The organism is Ruegeria sp. D6 (assembly GCF_056534365.1).
The window spans coordinates 800603-816093 of record NZ_JBQFPH010000002.1; the positions used below are offsets into that span (position 1 = coordinate 800603).

Annotated in this window: 11 protein-coding genes; 9 read left to right on the forward strand and 2 right to left on the reverse strand. The window is 56.5% G+C overall.

Annotated features, from left to right (window positions below):
- Positions 1–5 precede the first annotated feature (5 nt).
- Both ACR0A1_RS11470 and ACR0A1_RS11475 read right to left on the reverse strand, forming a co-directional pair.
- Complete coding sequence (locus ACR0A1_RS11470; protein ID WP_480867559.1) at positions 6–380, reverse strand: DUF4345 family protein; 375 nt, start codon at positions 378–380, stop codon at positions 6–8.
- A gap of 17 nt (positions 381–397) precedes the next feature.
- Complete coding sequence (locus tag ACR0A1_RS11475) at positions 398–1321, reverse strand: SDR family NAD(P)-dependent oxidoreductase (protein ID WP_170392814.1); 924 nt, start codon at positions 1319–1321, stop codon at positions 398–400.
- Between the two features lie 111 nt (positions 1322–1432).
- On the opposite strand from ACR0A1_RS11475, the gene ACR0A1_RS11480 reads away from it, so the two are divergent.
- The 9 genes from ACR0A1_RS11480 to ACR0A1_RS11520 all read left to right on the forward strand — a co-directional run bounded on the left by ACR0A1_RS11480 (position 1433) and on the right by ACR0A1_RS11520 (position 14916).
- On the forward strand, positions 1433–2353 hold the full coding sequence (locus ACR0A1_RS11480) for a LysR family transcriptional regulator (RefSeq protein ID WP_480615715.1): 921 nt from the start codon (positions 1433–1435) through the stop codon (positions 2351–2353).
- Between the two features lie 906 nt (positions 2354–3259).
- Positions 3260–3844, forward strand: a complete 585-nt coding sequence (locus tag ACR0A1_RS11485) for an ANTAR domain-containing protein (protein WP_170513598.1) — start codon at positions 3260–3262, stop codon at positions 3842–3844.
- The gene (locus tag ACR0A1_RS11490; RefSeq protein ID WP_480867561.1) at positions 3841–5010 is read left to right on the forward strand and encodes an ABC transporter substrate-binding protein; all 1170 of its coding nucleotides are present in this window, start codon (positions 3841–3843) and stop codon (positions 5008–5010) included. Before ACR0A1_RS11485 ends, ACR0A1_RS11490 begins: the two co-directional genes overlap by 4 nt.
- Positions 5011–5281: 271 nt before the next feature.
- Positions 5282–6646 carry a CmpA/NrtA family ABC transporter substrate-binding protein gene (locus tag ACR0A1_RS11495; RefSeq protein ID WP_170407179.1) on the forward strand — a complete coding sequence of 455 codons (1365 nt, stop codon included), beginning with the start codon at positions 5282–5284 and terminating at the stop codon, positions 6644–6646.
- Between the two features lie 73 nt (positions 6647–6719).
- Positions 6720–7802, forward strand: a complete 1083-nt coding sequence (locus ACR0A1_RS11500; protein ID WP_170407182.1) for an ABC transporter permease — start codon at positions 6720–6722, stop codon at positions 7800–7802.
- A gap of 5 nt (positions 7803–7807) precedes the next feature.
- Entirely contained in the window at positions 7808–9487 is a 1680-nt protein-coding gene (locus ACR0A1_RS11505; protein WP_170407184.1) for an ABC transporter ATP-binding protein, read from the forward strand.
- Positions 9488–9491: 4 nt separating this feature from the next.
- A complete protein-coding gene (nirB, locus tag ACR0A1_RS11510) occupies positions 9492–11927 on the forward strand; it encodes a nitrite reductase large subunit NirB (RefSeq protein WP_480867563.1) in 2436 nt (811 codons plus the stop codon).
- Positions 11924–12256: a nitrite reductase small subunit NirD gene (gene nirD / locus ACR0A1_RS11515; RefSeq protein WP_170392822.1), complete on the forward strand. Its 333-nt coding sequence runs from the start codon at positions 11924–11926 to the stop codon at positions 12254–12256. The genes nirB and nirD overlap by 4 nt, the downstream gene beginning before the upstream one ends.
- Positions 12256–14916, forward strand: a complete 2661-nt coding sequence (locus ACR0A1_RS11520; protein WP_480867566.1) for a molybdopterin-dependent oxidoreductase — start codon at positions 12256–12258, stop codon at positions 14914–14916. The genes nirD and ACR0A1_RS11520 overlap by 1 nt, the downstream gene beginning before the upstream one ends.
- Positions 14917–15491 lie beyond the last annotated feature (575 nt).

Consider the following 15491-nt stretch of genomic DNA (forward strand, 5'->3'; position numbering starts at 1 on the left):
GGCGATTAGTAGGAGAGCTGGTAGTAGGCTGACAGCAAAACCGCGATGATCACAAGTTCAACGACCAACGGTGGCAGAACTGCCTTGTCAAACCCATCCGCAAGAATTCCCACAATACGTCCGACAGCAACAACCGCCATCAGGATTGCACCAGCCACATATCCCAGTGTCTGCCCAGTGGTCAGACCGATCACCAGCAAAGCCACTGAGGCCAGAAACAGCCCGCCGATCACCGAACGGATCGTGCTGAGTCCAGTGGTGCCGACCGGCTCGATAGCAAAGTTGGCAATCATGCGCCGGGGTGCAAACATTGACATGAGGCCGAGACTAGACAGCATAAGAGTTGCAAGGATGACCAAGATGTTCAGTATGGTTTCCATTTCATTTCTCCTTTGCTTCAGGCGAACTGACGTAGTGCCTGGTTCGCGTTATCCTGAGTGGTGACGTCTGACAGAGCCCCGTCGATGCTAGCTTGATCCACGACTGCTCCGGTGGGATAGCCGGTTTGACTGGCGTAGAAGTGGCCAGTCTTGAATTCCGGGTTCAGCAAACCGTCCAGATACCGTTTTGCCCCAGCCTCAACGCCGTGCATCATCCCGAATATGGGCATCAGAACGCCGCCAATATGTTTGAAGACAATACGTTTTATAAACGGCAGGTCGTCAAAGCCAGCGGTACCTGCGGTACCACCCGGGCTCATTGTGACAAAGCGAATATGGGGGTGCTGACGTGCCATCGCTCCCATCCACAGGGTCGCGGTGAGCTTGGCGTAGCCGTAGGTCTGCATCGGATCGCCCTCGGGGCCGAACTTGCTGCCATCAGCGATTGATTTGAATTCGTCGACTGTTCTATCGGACAAGTCCGGGCGGCGCATACCCATTTTGGGAATGCCGCGTGCGGCTTCGGATCCGGCATACAGAATTGTGGACGTTACCAACTGACGCTCCAATAATGCGTCTACCAACACCACGTGGCCGAGAACATTGGTGGCGAAGATGTTGGTCACGCCATCGCTGGTGAGGCTGTTCGGATGCCGTCCACCCGTACCGCCTGCATTCAGGATTACGGCGTCGATTGGGGTGGAAAGTTCGGCTACAGCGGCGCGAACCGAAGCCGGATCGGTCACGTCCATCAGGACGATTTCAAAGATTTTGCGCCTGGTCTCACGTTCCAACGCTGCAATTGCGGCTTCCGCCTTCGTTGGGTTGCGGCAAGCCAGATAAACTTTGGATATGCCCTTTTGCAGTGCAAGCTGTCGGGCCGCCTCGCGGCCCAGTCCGGCATTTGCGCCTGTGATCAATACAGATTGTATTTGGTTCATGGGGTATGGTCCTTGGGTTTGCGATTGATGCGCCCAAGGTAGGATGGCCAATAAATGATCTGTAGATAGGTATTTCTGGACACAGTGCTTCAAAAATGAAACACAAGATGTATGTCGATCAAGGAAAGCCATTCCCTGAACTGGGACGATCTGAAGTACTTTCTGGCGGTTGCCCGAACCGGAACTCTTCGGGGGGCAGCTGACAGTATTCAGGTGAACCACACCACGCTGACGCGCAGGATTTCAGTCATGGAAGAACGCGTCGGCAGCCGGTTGTTTGATCGCTCAAAAACCGGCCTCGCCCTGACTCAGCTCGGCGAAGATCTGATGCCTCACGCCGAACGGGTAGAAGCTGAAATGACCGCTGCGTCTCGCGTCATTGTTGGCAGAGATGCGCAACCCTCGGGCACGGTCTACGTTACTCTTCCCCATGGATTGGCAATGACATCGTTGATGGATGATTTTGCCGCCTTCGCAGATTTTTACCCAGACATCATCCTGAGCTTGAACTTCACCAACGACATCCGAGACCTGATGCGACGAGAGGCTGACATCTCCCTGCGTATCGCGGATGAGGTGACGGACGATGTGGTCGGGCGAAAGTTGGTCCAGATGTCTCAAGCAGCCTATTGCACGCGAGACTACGCCGAACGGGTCTGCGACAATGGCGGCGAGGGGTTGCATTTCATCGGTTGGCATGAGCCAGAAGAGGCCATTACAGCCAAATGGATCAAAGACAGTTACTATCCGAAAGCCCGGCTCAAGCATCGTGTTTCAGAACTTGTGCCTTTGATCACATTGGCGGCGTCCGGTCTTGGCATGGCCTATCTTGCGTGCAATCTTGGCGACCGCCATCCCGATCTGATCCGTGCGCCCTTCCAAAAGCCGATACCGTACCGAAACATTTGGCTATTGCTGCATCGTGATCTTAGAAACACCACGCGCGTCCGGCTCTTCGTCGATTTTATGTCCGAGCGGGTCAGGTCTAGGCGAAACGAGTTCTGGGTTTCGGGAACCTCAAAGCGGGAGTAGCGGTTATTCTATTCGGAAAGATGGACGGTAAACTGTACTCTTTTGAGACACTAACAGCAGCGTCGTTGAATGGCGGTTACTCGTATTAGGTCAGAAATGCTTGACGTTTGGGTCAGAATTGAATGACGTGATCGACCGCTTTGTTGAGGTTTTGGTTGTCGATTGAGTCCACGATCAGTGAAGTTCCACATTTCCTTGTTGTAAGGCGACACATAGTTCTGCCAGCAGCGACAGAGCCTTGCCGTTTTCGCGTCCCTTCCTTCATCCAGAACCCGGACCGATTTGTTGATCCTGACTTCCTTTCGAGAAAACCAGGGCTGATTTGCAGATCAGACGCCGGAGGCGCCTGTTCCTGCTGCTCTGCCACGTGGCGAACGCGCTTGGGGGCGACGCAATGTTATTCGACAATAGTGGTGCGGCCCGCAAGCGCAGCCGAAGACACGGATTTGTCTAATAGGGTTGCCCGAGGGGGAAGGCAGCGTCTTACCCCTGATCGCCAGAGGCGTTTGGCTTGTCCAAATCCTACTAGCCCCAAAAACAAGTGCGGCTGAGTTGGCTGTGCCGTTACTTCTGCTCCAGAACACGTTGCTTTTCTAAAGAATCGGCGGAAAGCGGTCATTTGCTGCAGGCGCGGGAACACATTGTATTAGTTGTCAAAGCGGACATTCGGTTTTGATCTGCAAATGGAAGTGGAATCTGGGCCTCAAGCAAACTGGTAGCGCAACTGAAAAACCAAAAAATGATGCGATGTGCTATTACGGATTTCTTTGATGGCATGTAGAAAAACTGTGCAGCTATTCCGCTAAGTGTGAAATCAAGCTGAAAAATTGGGCGAACGGCAGCCTGATGAAGCATTAAATGGCGCTGGAATTGCTACCAATGCGCCTTGGCCTCACTTGTGACCCTATGAACCAACATCTAACTGTCGTTGTGGTCGAGCAGAACCAAGAACGAGCCTTTGCGATTGTAGATGCTCTTAAAGAGGCCGGAGACGTAGACGTTTCTGTAATCGGCAATGTCTCCGGGCTGGCAAGGAAAATTGCTACTCATAGCCCAGATATTGTCCTGATTGATATCGACAACCCCTCTCGAGATATGTTGGAAGAACTTACCGTTGCTTCGGGCCCATTGGAACGACCCGTGGCTATGTTCGTCTCAGGCGCCGCAGGCGGATTGGCAAAAGCTGCTGTTGAGGCCGGTGTATCGGCCTATGTTGTCGATGGATTGCAAGCTGAGCGAATTAAACCTGTTATCGATACCGCCATCGCTCGGTTTCAGGTGTTGCGCCAGATGCGGACTGAACTTGCAGAAACCCGCCGTGCGCTTGAAGAGCGTAAAGTGATCGACCGCGCAAAAGGTTTGCTGATGAAAGCCAAGGGCATTTCGGAAGACGAAGCCTATGCGCTACTCCGAAAAACCGCGATGAACCAAAACCGCCGCGTCGCCGAGGTGGCCGAAGCCTTGGTCACTGCTTCGGGGTTGTTGTCATGAGAACCGTAACACTGCCCGTCGCGTATATGCCGCTTGTCGACGCGGCCCCGTTGATCGTTGCGCGCGAAATGGGGTTCGACCATGCTGAAGGCATCTCGCTGGACCTGCGTCCGGCGCCATCGTGGTCCTCTTTGCGCGATATGCTGGCCTTTGGGCATGTGGACGCGGCGCATCTACTATCGCCTGTCCCCGTTGCGATGGCTTTGGGTCTTGGTGGAATCGCGACACCGCTATCTGCGGTATCTGTCCTGTCTTTGAACGGCAATGTTATAGGTGTTGGAACGCAATTGGCCGAGCGACTGATCGACCAGGGCTATGGTTTTGATTTCACCGATGCCGCTGTGGCTGGGGCTGCACTGGCAAAAGCTGCCGATGAAGTCTTGGTGTTTGGCGTGCCTTTCCCATTTTCAATGCATGTCGAGCTACTGCGCTATTGGATTGCGGGAACCAAACTGGCCTCAAAACAGGTCGAAATCCGCACCGTCCCGCCGCCACTCATGGCGCAGGCGCTTGCGGGAGGCGAGATCGATGCCTTTTGCGTGGGCGAGCCTTGGGGCTCCTTCGCAGTGGACGACAGTGTTGGCGCACTGCTGTTGCCCGGAAAGGCGATCTGGACTTGTGCACCTGAAAAGGTGTTGGCAGTCAGAAACGACTGGGCCGAGACGGAACCGCATTTGCTGGGAAGTCTCATGCGGACCGTATGGCGTGCGGGACGCTGGCTGTCAAACACTGACAGCCGAACAACCGCGTCCGAGATGCTGTCACGCAAAACCTACCTCAATGTCTCACCCGAGCTGATTGACCGAGCGTTAATGGGTGAGTTCGCCATATCTGCACGCGGCGAGCAACGCAGTGTGGAAGGGTTTGTCGAGTTTTTTGACGGTGCTGCCACCTTCCCGTGGCGTAGTCAGGCCAAATGGGTCGCGCATCAATTGGCGCTAAGAAACGGGCTGGACGTCGGGACATCGGAACGACAAGCAGCTAAAGTCTTTCGAAGTGATCTCTATCGTCGCGAGTTGCAAGGGCTTGGTGTGGAGACACCCGGCGCATCCGAGAAACTTGAAGGAGCTTTGTCTGAGTCGACGGCAGTTGCCTCGGCCAATGGCAGCCTGATTCTGTCTCGGAACGTCTTCTTCGACCGGCGCATTTTCGAGCCCGCAGGGTAAGATTGCACAAAATTTTTGCAGCGCAGCATCTCTTTTTGCTGCGCTGCAGAATTCTCGAAGTGAAGATGTCAAAAAATGATGACGTCGCACTGCGCGTCTGACTTAATCGGGACATCGGAAGGCAACGACGCCCACCGACGGAATTCGCCCACAATCCAGGGCACCTTAGAAGAGCAAAGCCGCTCGACCATCCGCCACCTCCTCCCGGCGGACTGTGTCGGCGGCTTTTTTTGTTTGCCCATGGGGTTGGGCTGAACCGAAAGGGATCGAGATGAAAAAGCTTCTTTTAGGCCTCGCCGCGACGACGGCGCTTGTGTCTCCAGCACTGGCCGAATTGGAACTGGAAAAAGACGAGCTGACCTTTGGCTTTATCAAACTGACCGACATGGCGCCGCTGGCTGTCGCCTATGAGAATGGGTACTTTCTGGACGAAGGCCTGTTCGTGACGCTGGAAGCACAAGCAAACTGGAAGGTGCTGTTGGATGGCGTGATTGACGGACAGCTTGACGGCGCACATATGCTGGCTGGACAACCATTGGCCGCAACCATCGGGTATGGGACCGAAGCCCATATCATCACGCCATTCTCAATGGACCTGAACGGCAACGGCATCACCGTGTCCAATGAGATTTGGGAAGAGATGAAGCCGAACATCCCGGTGATGGACGACGGCCGTCCCCAGCATCCGATCAGCGCCGAGGCTCTGGCCCCGGTCGTCGAGAAGTACAAATCAGAAGGCAAGCCCTTTAACATGGGCATGGTCTTCCCGGTTTCGACCCATAACTACGAGCTGCGCTATTGGCTGGCCGCCGGTGGTCTGCATCCGGGTTACTACAGCCCTGAAAACGTGACCGGTCAGATTGGTGCGGATGTGTTCCTGTCGGTGACCCCTCCACCGCAGATGCCTGCCACGTTGGAGGCCGGCACGATCTATGGCTATTGCGTGGGCGAGCCGTGGAATCAGCAGGCTGTGTTCAAGGGTATCGGCGTTCCGGTTATTACCGACTACGAGCTGTGGAAGAACAACCCCGAAAAGGTCTTTGGTCTCAATGCCGAGTTCGCAGAACAGTACCCCAACACCACTCTGGCCGTGACCAAGGCCCTGATACGTGCGGCGATGTGGCTGGACGAGAACGAAAATGCCAACCGCCCTGAAGCAGTCGAGATTCTGAGCCGGGCTGAATATGTGGGCGCGGATTATGAGGTTATCGCCAACTCGATGACCGGCACGTTTGAGTATGAGAAGGGCGACAAGCGTGAGGTCCCCGATTTCAACGTGTTTTTCCGCTACAACGCGACCTATCCGTTCTACTCGGACGCCGTTTGGTACCTGACGCAGATGCGCCGCTGGGGGCAGATTGCCGAGTCCAAGCCCGACAGCTGGTATGACGAGGTCGCCAAGTCCGTCTACAAACCCGAGATCTATTTGGAAGCCGCCCGCTTGCTGGTCGACGAAGGTCTGGCGAATGAAGCCGACTTCCCCTGGGACAGCGATGGTTACAAAGCGCCGACCCCGGCCGAGGATATCATTGACGGCATCGCTTACGACGGACGCACACCCAACGCCTATCTCGAAAGCCTGTCCATAGGCCTGAAGGGCGAGCAGAAGATCATCGGCTCGGACGTGCAAGGCTAATTCCCCAAAACCCGCGCCCGGCCCGCGCCGGGCGCAGCCCCCAAAGTGCCCCGCCATCGCAAGGACACATCAGATGACAACGGTCGATCCCGAATTCAACGCAGACGCCGCCCGAGAGGAACGTCGCGCCCGCCTTTTCACCCGCATCAATGCAGCCGACAAATGGTTCCAGGTGCTGGGACTCAGCTGGGCCACACCCATCCTGAAAGCTGCTGCCGGAGACAATCCCCGCGCTCAGATGACCGAGATATGGCGGTTGCTGATCGTGCCTCTGTTGTCGATCTGCGCCTTCTTGTTGCTGTGGGGAACGCTGGCCCCCAAGGTGCAGACCTCTCTCGGCGCGGTTCCGGGGCCGGCGCAGGTTTGGGAAGAGATGGTCAGCCTGAACCAGGATGCCAAGGCCAAAGCGGCCAAACGCGCGAAGTTCGAGGCCATGGTCGAGAAGCGCAATCAGAAATTCATTGACGCTGGCCAGCCGGAGAAAGTGAAAGAGGTCGCCTTCACGGGTGCTCCGACCTATTACCAGCAAATCTGGACTTCGATCAAAACAGTGTTTTTTGGGTTTCTGATCGCCACCGTCATCGCGGTCCCACTTGGTATCGCGGCCGGCCTGTCTCCGACTGCAAATGCAGCCCTAAACCCGCTAATCCAGATCTTCAAACCGGTCTCGCCTCTGGCCTGGTTGCCGATCGTCACGATGATCGTCTCGGCCGTTTACGTCACCAATGACGGCTGGTTCGCGAAATCCTTCCTGATCTCGGCCATTACCGTGACTCTGTGTTCGCTATGGCCCACATTGATCAATACATCTTTGGGTGTAGCCTCCATCGATAAGGACCTGGTGAATGTCTCCAAAGTCCTGAAAATGAACACCTATACCAAGATCACCAAACTGGTGCTGCCCTCTGCCCTGCCTCTGATCTTCACCGGCCTGCGCCTGTCACTGGGCGTCGGCTGGATGGTTCTGATTGCGGCGGAAATGCTGGCGCAGAACCCCGGTCTGGGCAAATTCGTCTGGGATGAGTTCCAGAACGGTTCCTCCAGTTCGCTCGCCAAGATCATGGTTGCGGTCTTCACCATCGGTATCATCGGCTTCCTGCTGGACCGGGTGATGTACGCGCTGCAATCCCTGTTTACCTTCACAAACAACCGGTGAGTGCGATGAGCATCCTAAGTTTCAAGAACGCCTCGAAATCCTTCGGTGAAGGCACCGCTCGCACGGATGTGCTGAAAGGCATCGATCTGAACGTGCAAGAGGGTGAGTTTCTGGTGATCCTTGGCTTCTCGGGCACTGGCAAGACGACCCTGATCAATCTGATGGCCGGGCTGGATAGCCCAACCAGCGGAGAGGTCACGTTCAAAGGTACCCCGATCAAAGGGCCGGGCCCGGAGCGGGGCGTGATCTTCCAGAACTACTCGCTGATGCCGTGGCTGACGGTCAGCGGCAATGTGGGTCTGGCGGTTGATACGGTCTTCCCGGGTCTCAGCAAGACCGAGAAAGCCGAGAAAGTCGCGCATTATGTACAGATGGTTGGCCTCAGCCATGCCGCCACACGCCGTCCGGCCGAGCTGTCGGGTGGCATGCGCCAGCGGGTCAACGTGGCGCGTGCGTTGTCGATGAACCCCGAAGTTTTGTTGCTGGATGAGCCTCTGTCGGCGCTCGACGCGCTGACCCGCGCCAATCTGGCTGATGAGATCGAACACATTTGGGAAGCCGACAAAAAAACCTGCGTACTGATCACCAATGATGTGGACGAGGCAATCATTCTGGCCGACCGCATCATTGCCCTGAACCCGGATGGCACACTGGGGCAGGAATTCCCTGTCTCAATCCCGCGTCCGCGCGAACGCGCTGCGATGAACAATGACGAGACTTTCAAACGCCTGCGCGCGGACGTCACCAAATACCTGATGGATGTGGGGATCGAGGCCAAGGTCGAAGGCTCGCGTATCCTCCCGGATGTCACTCCAATCCACGGTGTTCCAACGGCGGTGGCCGAGGCGCAAAAGGGGCTGATCGAGAACCGCTTCCTCGACTTCTCGCAGCTTCACAAGGTGTATCCGACGCCCAAAGGCCCTCTGACCGTGGTCGAGGATTTCGAACTGAAGATCGACAAGGGCGAGTTCATCTCGCTGATCGGCCATTCGGGTTGTGGCAAGTCCACGGTTTTGACCATGGCGGCGGGGCTGAACGACATCTCGAAGGGTGCGATCAAGCTGGATGGCCGTCACGTCGAAGGGGCCGATCCCGAACGCGCGGTGGTGTTCCAATCCCCCAACCTGTTCCCATGGTTAACCGCCAAGGAGAACGTCGCGATTGGGGTGGACAAGGTCTATCCAAAGGCCAGCATGGCCGAGCGTCAGGATGTGGTCGAATACTATCTGGAACGGGTCGGTTTGGCTGACGCGATGGACAAATCCGCCTCCGACTTGTCGAACGGCATGAAGCAACGCGTCGGCATCGCCCGCGCCTTTGCCCTGTCCCCCAAGCTGCTGTTGCTGGATGAGCCCTTTGGGATGCTCGACAGCCTGACCCGGTGGGAATTACAGGAAGTCCTGATGGAGGTCTGGTCCCGCACCAAGGTCACTGCGATCTGCGTTACCCACGACGTGGATGAGGCCATCTTACTGGCCGATCGCGTGGTGATGATGACCAACGGTCCGCAGGCAACGATCGGCAAGATCACCAAGGTTGAGCTGCCGCGTCCGCGCACGCGCAAAGCCCTTCTGGAGCATCCGGATTACTATGCTTACCGGCAGGAAGTCCTCGATTTCCTCGAAGAATATGAACATGGCGCCAAGCCAAAAACACCCGCCCCCAAGGCGATTGCAGCGGAGTGAAATCATGAAGCAAAGACTTGTTGTCATAGGCGCGGGTATGGCCTCAGGCCGGGTGTTGGAACACCTGACCGACGCCGCGCCGGATACGTTCGACATCACCCTGTTCAACGCCGAGCCGCGCGGGAACTACAACCGCATCATGCTCAGCCCGGTACTCTCGGGCGAGAAAACCTATGAAGAGATCGTCACCCATGACGACGCGTGGTATGCCGCGCGGGGCATTGCCTGCCGCTTTGGTGAAAAGGTCGCGAAGATCGACCGCGAGATGAAGGTGGTCGAAGGTCAGAACGGCCACGTTCCCTATGACAAGCTGGTGATTGCGACCGGGTCTAACCCGTTCATGATCCCTCTGCCAGGGCATGATCTGGAGGGTGTGATTGCCTACCGCGATCTGGAAGACACCAAGCAAATGATGGGCATGGGCCCTGACAACAAGGTGGTCGTGATCGGCGGCGGCTTGCTGGGGCTCGAGGCCGCCGCGGGTATGGCTGCCCATGGCGTTGACGTGACGGTGGTGCATATCATGGGTCACCTGATGGAGCGACAGCTGGACGAGGCCGCAGGCTACCTGCTGAAGAAATCGCTAGAAGACAAAGGCATCAGGATTTGCCTGCAGGCGAACTCTAAAGAAATCCTCGGACAGGACGGAAAGGTCCGCGCGCTGCTTCTGGACGACGGGACCGAATTGCCCTGTGATCTGCTTGTCATGGCCGTGGGTATCCGCCCCAACACAGCTCTGGCGCAAGAGGCTGGGCTGGCCACCGGGCGCGGTATCCATGTGGATGACCAGATGCTGACTTCGGATCCGGATGTCTTTGCGGTAGGTGAATGCGTCGAACATGACGGGGCGGTCTTCGGTCTTGTCGCGCCGCTTTACGATCAGGCGAAAGTGGCTGCGCAGGCTTTGTTGGGTGAAGAGGCTGCGTTTGCTCAGAAAACCCTCTCGACCAAGTTGAAGGTCACCGGCTGCGATCTGTTCAGTGCGGGGGATTTTGCGGATGGGCCGGGGCGCGAGGATATCGTGTTCCGCGACCCCTCGCGCGGGGTCTACAAACGGCTTGTGATTGAAGAGGATCGGCTGGTCGGCGCGGTCATGTATGGTGACACCACTGATGGCAGCTGGTTCTTTGGCCTCATCAAAGACGGCACCAGCGTAGAAGAAATGCGCGAGACGCTGATCTTCGGACCCGCATATCAGGGGGGCGACACTGCGGACCCTCTCTCAGCCGTTGCAGCATTGCCGCATGAGGCGGAGATTTGCGGCTGCAACGGCGTATGCAAAGGTGACATCGTCGAGGCGATCAATGCGGGGGCGGGTGATCTGGGCGCGGTGCGCACGACCACAAAGGCTAGCGCATCCTGCGGAACTTGCACAGGATTGGTTGAGCAATTGTTGCAGGTCACTCTGGGCGACGCGTTCCAGATGCCTGCCGCGCAGCCGGTCTGCGGATGCACCGACCTGACTCATGAGGATGTGCGACGCCTGATCAAAGGGCAGGAGTTAAAAAGTCAGGCTGCCGTCTGGCAGGAACTGGGTTGGACGACGCCCAATGGCTGCCATGTGTGTCGGCCCGCGATCAACTACTACCTGCTGGCCGACTGGCCGCTGGAATACCAAGACGACCCACAAAGCCGTTTCGTCAATGAACGCAAACACGCCAACATCCAGAAGGATGGCACGTTCAGCGTTGTACCGCGTATGTGGGGCGGGATCACCACGCCCGATGAACTGCGCGCCATTGCAGATGCGGCGGATAAATACGATGTTCCCACCGTCAAGGTCACGGGGGGTCAGCGGATCGATCTGCTGGGCGTCAAAGGCGAAGATCTGCCCGCCATGTGGTCAGACCTGAACAAAGCCGGGCTGGTCTCTGGCCATGCCTATTCCAAAGGTTTGCGCACGGTCAAAACCTGCGTCGGCACCGATCATTGCCGGTTTGGTACTCAGGACAGCACCGGGCTTGGCATAAAGCTTGAAAGAATCCTGTGGGGGTCGTGGACGCCGCACAAGCTGAAGCTGGCCGTATCTGGCTGCCCTCGAAACTGTGCCGAGGCGACCTGCAAGGATATCGGCGTAGTCTGCGTCGAATCTGGCTATCAGATCAGCATCGGCGGGGCCGCAGGGTTGGATGTCAAAGAGACCGAGCTACTCTGTCAGATTCCTGCCGAAGAAGAAGCGATCGAGATCGTGATGGCCGTCACGCAGGCCTATCGAGAAGGCGGTAAATATCTGGATCGCCTGTATAAATGGCTGGGTAAGGTGGGCATGGACTGGGTCAAGGTGCAGGTCGTGGACGACCTTGAAAATCGCGCGGCCCTCGTCGCGCGGTTCGAATTGTCGCAAAACATCTACCGCAAAGACCCGTGGGCCGAACACGTCAAAGAAAAAGCGCAAACCTACGCGCCAATTGCAGATTTCACATTGGAGGCCGCGGAATGAGCTGGATCGACATCGGACATATCGACGAGGTTCCCTTGCGTGGGGCGCGTCTGGTCAAGACGCATATCGGCTGCATCGCTGTCTTCCGTACTGCCGAGGTGGAGGTCTATGCCGCGACCAACAGCTGTCCGCACAAGGGCGGTCCTTTGTCTGAGGGTATCGTGCACGGGCAGTCGGTGACCTGTCCTTTGCACAATTGGGTATTTGACCTGAATACGGGCGAGGCGCAAGGCGCGGATGATGGCCGCATCACCATCTATCCCGTGCGCATTGAAGACGACCGTATCCTGTTAGACGACAGCGCAGTTACCCGGCGGAGCGCCGCCTGATGGACGGAAGTGGTCTGCCTGAAGTTCGCTCGACTTGCGCCTATTGCGGGGTCGGCTGCGGTGTGCTTTTGCGGCCCGATGGGGCCGGAGGCTTGACCGTTCGCGGCGATCCGGATCATCCAGCGAATTTTGGGCGTTTGTGCTCGAAAGGATTGGCTTTGGGCGAAACAGTTGGGCTGGAACATCGGTTGCTGGCTCCTCGCGCCTTCGGCCGAGACACAAACTGGGACAACGCGTTGCAACTGGTCGCAGATCGGTTTTCTGCCGCAATCAAGAACCATGGACCGGACAGCGTGGCATTTTACGTCTCGGGGCAGTTGCTGACAGAGGATTATTACGTCGCCAACAAGCTGATGAAGGGTTTTATGGGGTCGGCCAACATCGACACCAATTCTCGACTGTGTATGGCGTCAACTGTGGCCGGACACAAACGCGCCTTTGGCACAGATACCGTGCCCGGGACTTATGAGGATCTGGATGAGGCTGATTTGGTTGTCTTGGTTGGCTCAAACCTCGCATGGTGCCATCCCGTTCTCTATCAACGCGTCATAGCTGCGCGTCAGGCGCGCGGTACGAAGATTGTGGTTGTCGACCCGCGCCGAACAGCCAGCTGCGATCAGGCCGATCTCCATCTGGCGTTGCAACCCGGCAGCGACGTGGCGTTGTTCAATCGTCTGCTGACCAGAATTCACCAATCGGGGCATGTGGCACCGGATTTTCTGGATCGCAGCGTAGGGTACACTGAAGCCCTCGAACTCGCACAGCTTGATGATCCGGATGAGACCGGACTTACCCCAGGTGAAATCGAAGCGTTTTGCGATCTGTGGATTGGAACCGAGCGGGTTGTTACGATTTTCAGTCAAGGCGTAAACCAATCCTCCAGCGGAACAGACAAAGTCAACGCGATCCTGAACTGCCATCTGGCTACGGGACGCATCGGACGCGCAGGGATGGGCCCGTTCTCGGTTACCGGTCAACCAAACGCCATGGGTGGTCGAGAGGTCGGCGGTCTGGCCAACATGCTTGCGTGTCACCTGGATATCGAAAACGAGGCCCACAGAGCAGCCGTCCGGGACTTTTGGAAAGCGCCCATCCTGCCAGAAAAGCAAGGGCTCAAAGCTGTCGACATGTTTCGCGACGTTAAAGATGGACAGATCAAAGCACTTTGGATCATCCACACCAATCCAGCGGCCACGATGCCGGACGCCGATCGTGTCAAGGCGGCGATCAATAACTGCCCATTCACCGTTGTAAGCGACCTGACTGCCCAAACAGACACCGCGCGTCTCGCAGACGTATTGCTTCCAGCAGCAGGATGGGGCGAAAAAAGCGGCACAGCAACCAATTCCGACCGCATGATCAGCAGGCAACGCGCCGTTCTGACCCCTCCGGGACAGGCACGAGCGGATTGGGATATCTTGGCCGAGGTTGGCCGCCGCATGGGTTGGGCCGAGGCCTTCAGCTATGAGTCTGCGGCGCAGATTTTTAGGGAATATGCGAACATGTCCTCGCTCGCCGTCTCATTTGGCAAAGACTTTGAGATTGCTGGCTTTTCGGACATCAACGACGAAGATTATGATGCGATGTGCCCGACACGATGGCCCACGGCATCGCGGAAAACTGACGGTCGTTTCTTCGGAGACGGGCAGTTTTTTCATCCTGATGGCAAGGCGCGGTTTGTGCCGGTCACCCATCGAACGCCCAAGGCAGAGCCATCAGAACGCTACCCTTTCCTGTTGAACACAGGGAGAAATCGGGATCAGTGGCACACCATGACCCGATCCGGATTATCGCCTCGCTTATCGGCCCACCTTGCCGAGCCCTATTTGGAAATGAACCCGAAGGACGTTGATCAAATGGGGCTTGGTCCTGCCGATTTGGTCGAAGTTAGCAGTTCAGTCGGCAGCGGCATATTTCGGCTTCGCATTACGGAATCTATTGCGCGTGGCAATGTGTTTGCGCCCATTCACTGGACCGGAGAAACGGCACCGTCGGCCCGTGTAAACGAGATAATTCCCAGTGTAACTGACCCGATTTCTGGTCAGCCGGAAAGCAAATCAACAGCGGTATCTGTTCGACGTATGAGAGCAGCATGGTACGGTTTCGCCGTTTCAGCCGATGCAGCGTTCCCTGAAGCAGAGTATTCGGCGACAGCCAGAACAACCAACGGCTACAGGATGGAGTTGGCAGGGAACCAGATTATTGAAAACTGGGAAAAGACCGCTCGCGTTTGGTTTAGTTTACCGGATGCAACGGTGACTTCAGTAGAAGATCCCAAACGCGGCTCTTATAGAATTGCGCTGTCAGACGGTCAGCGCATTCTGGCAGTGCTCTTCGTCTCGCGCCGACCTATCACCCTGATGCGAGACTATTTGGCAACTTTGCCTGAGGTAACGCCTCAGCAGATTCTGTCTGGCCAGTCATCTGTTGATTCTGAGGACTGCGGCCCAATCGTCTGTTCGTGTTTCGAAGTCGGGCTAAAAACCCTTATCCGCGCCATTCACGACAAGCGTTTGATCAATATGGACGATATCGGAGACGCCCTTAATGCGGGAACGAACTGCGGTTCATGCCGGCCAGAGTTAGCTGACTTGATCGCCGAGCATTCGAAATTGATCAGCAATAAGCCTAAGAAATGCCCGCATGAACAATTGGGGTAGTCTCAAGGTTCTTGATGCAGGACTGCAGTCTGTTTTGGTTGAGCAGAAATTTCTTCTCTGACGCCACGCGCAATTGCAATGATACCGATCGACCAACCGCAGTTCAGGGCCGCGCTCGGAAGCGAGGCGACAAATGTCGCTGTTCGTTGAACAGGTTTGACAGATACTCGGTTGTCTGAGACGCTCCCAACACTCGCAAAGGATATTCTGACAATGGACCAGCATACTTTCTGATCCCGCCGCGCGCTGACCTAAATGGCAGAATGCGCACCGAAACACTCCTGCAGAGGACTCTGACAATGGACACACGACGCTAGCCCCTTGTGGGCATTCGTAGTCGTGCATCTGCGCGACTTAACCTTCTTTTTGTCATGAGGTGCAATATGCCCTTTAAGCCACCAAAAATCGCCCTTGTGCGAACCCTTCCTGCTGCGGAGGACACATCGAAATCTGCGAATCGTGTGAAGACCAAAGCCAAACCGCCGCGTGACCTGCGCATGAAAATGCCACGACGAACGGCCAAGCGGATGAACATGCCCGGGAAAGCGGGCGGTCGTTAGAAGCTGGTGCGGGGT

What these genes read in the sequence shown, in the direction of transcription:
- ACR0A1_RS11470 (WP_480867559.1), bottom strand. Translation starts at nt 380, where the DNA reads ATGGAAACCATACTGAACATCTTGGTCATCCTTGCAACTCTTATGCTG.
- ACR0A1_RS11475 (WP_170392814.1), bottom strand. Translation starts at nt 1,321, where the DNA reads ATGAACCAAATACAATCTGTATTGATCACAGGCGCAAATGCCGGACTG.
- ACR0A1_RS11480 (WP_480615715.1), top strand. Translation starts at nt 1,433, where the DNA reads ATGTCGATCAAGGAAAGCCATTCCCTGAACTGGGACGATCTGAAGTAC.
- ACR0A1_RS11485 (WP_170513598.1), top strand. Translation starts at nt 3,260, where the DNA reads ATGAACCAACATCTAACTGTCGTTGTGGTCGAGCAGAACCAAGAACGA.
- ACR0A1_RS11490 (WP_480867561.1), top strand. Translation starts at nt 3,841, where the DNA reads ATGAGAACCGTAACACTGCCCGTCGCGTATATGCCGCTTGTCGACGCG.
- ACR0A1_RS11495 (WP_170407179.1), top strand. Translation starts at nt 5,282, where the DNA reads ATGAAAAAGCTTCTTTTAGGCCTCGCCGCGACGACGGCGCTTGTGTCT.
- ACR0A1_RS11500 (WP_170407182.1), top strand. Translation starts at nt 6,720, where the DNA reads ATGACAACGGTCGATCCCGAATTCAACGCAGACGCCGCCCGAGAGGAA.
- ACR0A1_RS11505 (WP_170407184.1), top strand. Translation starts at nt 7,808, where the DNA reads ATGAGCATCCTAAGTTTCAAGAACGCCTCGAAATCCTTCGGTGAAGGC.
- nirB (WP_480867563.1), top strand. Translation starts at nt 9,492, where the DNA reads ATGAAGCAAAGACTTGTTGTCATAGGCGCGGGTATGGCCTCAGGCCGG.
- nirD (WP_170392822.1), top strand. Translation starts at nt 11,924, where the DNA reads ATGAGCTGGATCGACATCGGACATATCGACGAGGTTCCCTTGCGTGGG.
- ACR0A1_RS11520 (WP_480867566.1), top strand. Translation starts at nt 12,256, where the DNA reads ATGGACGGAAGTGGTCTGCCTGAAGTTCGCTCGACTTGCGCCTATTGC.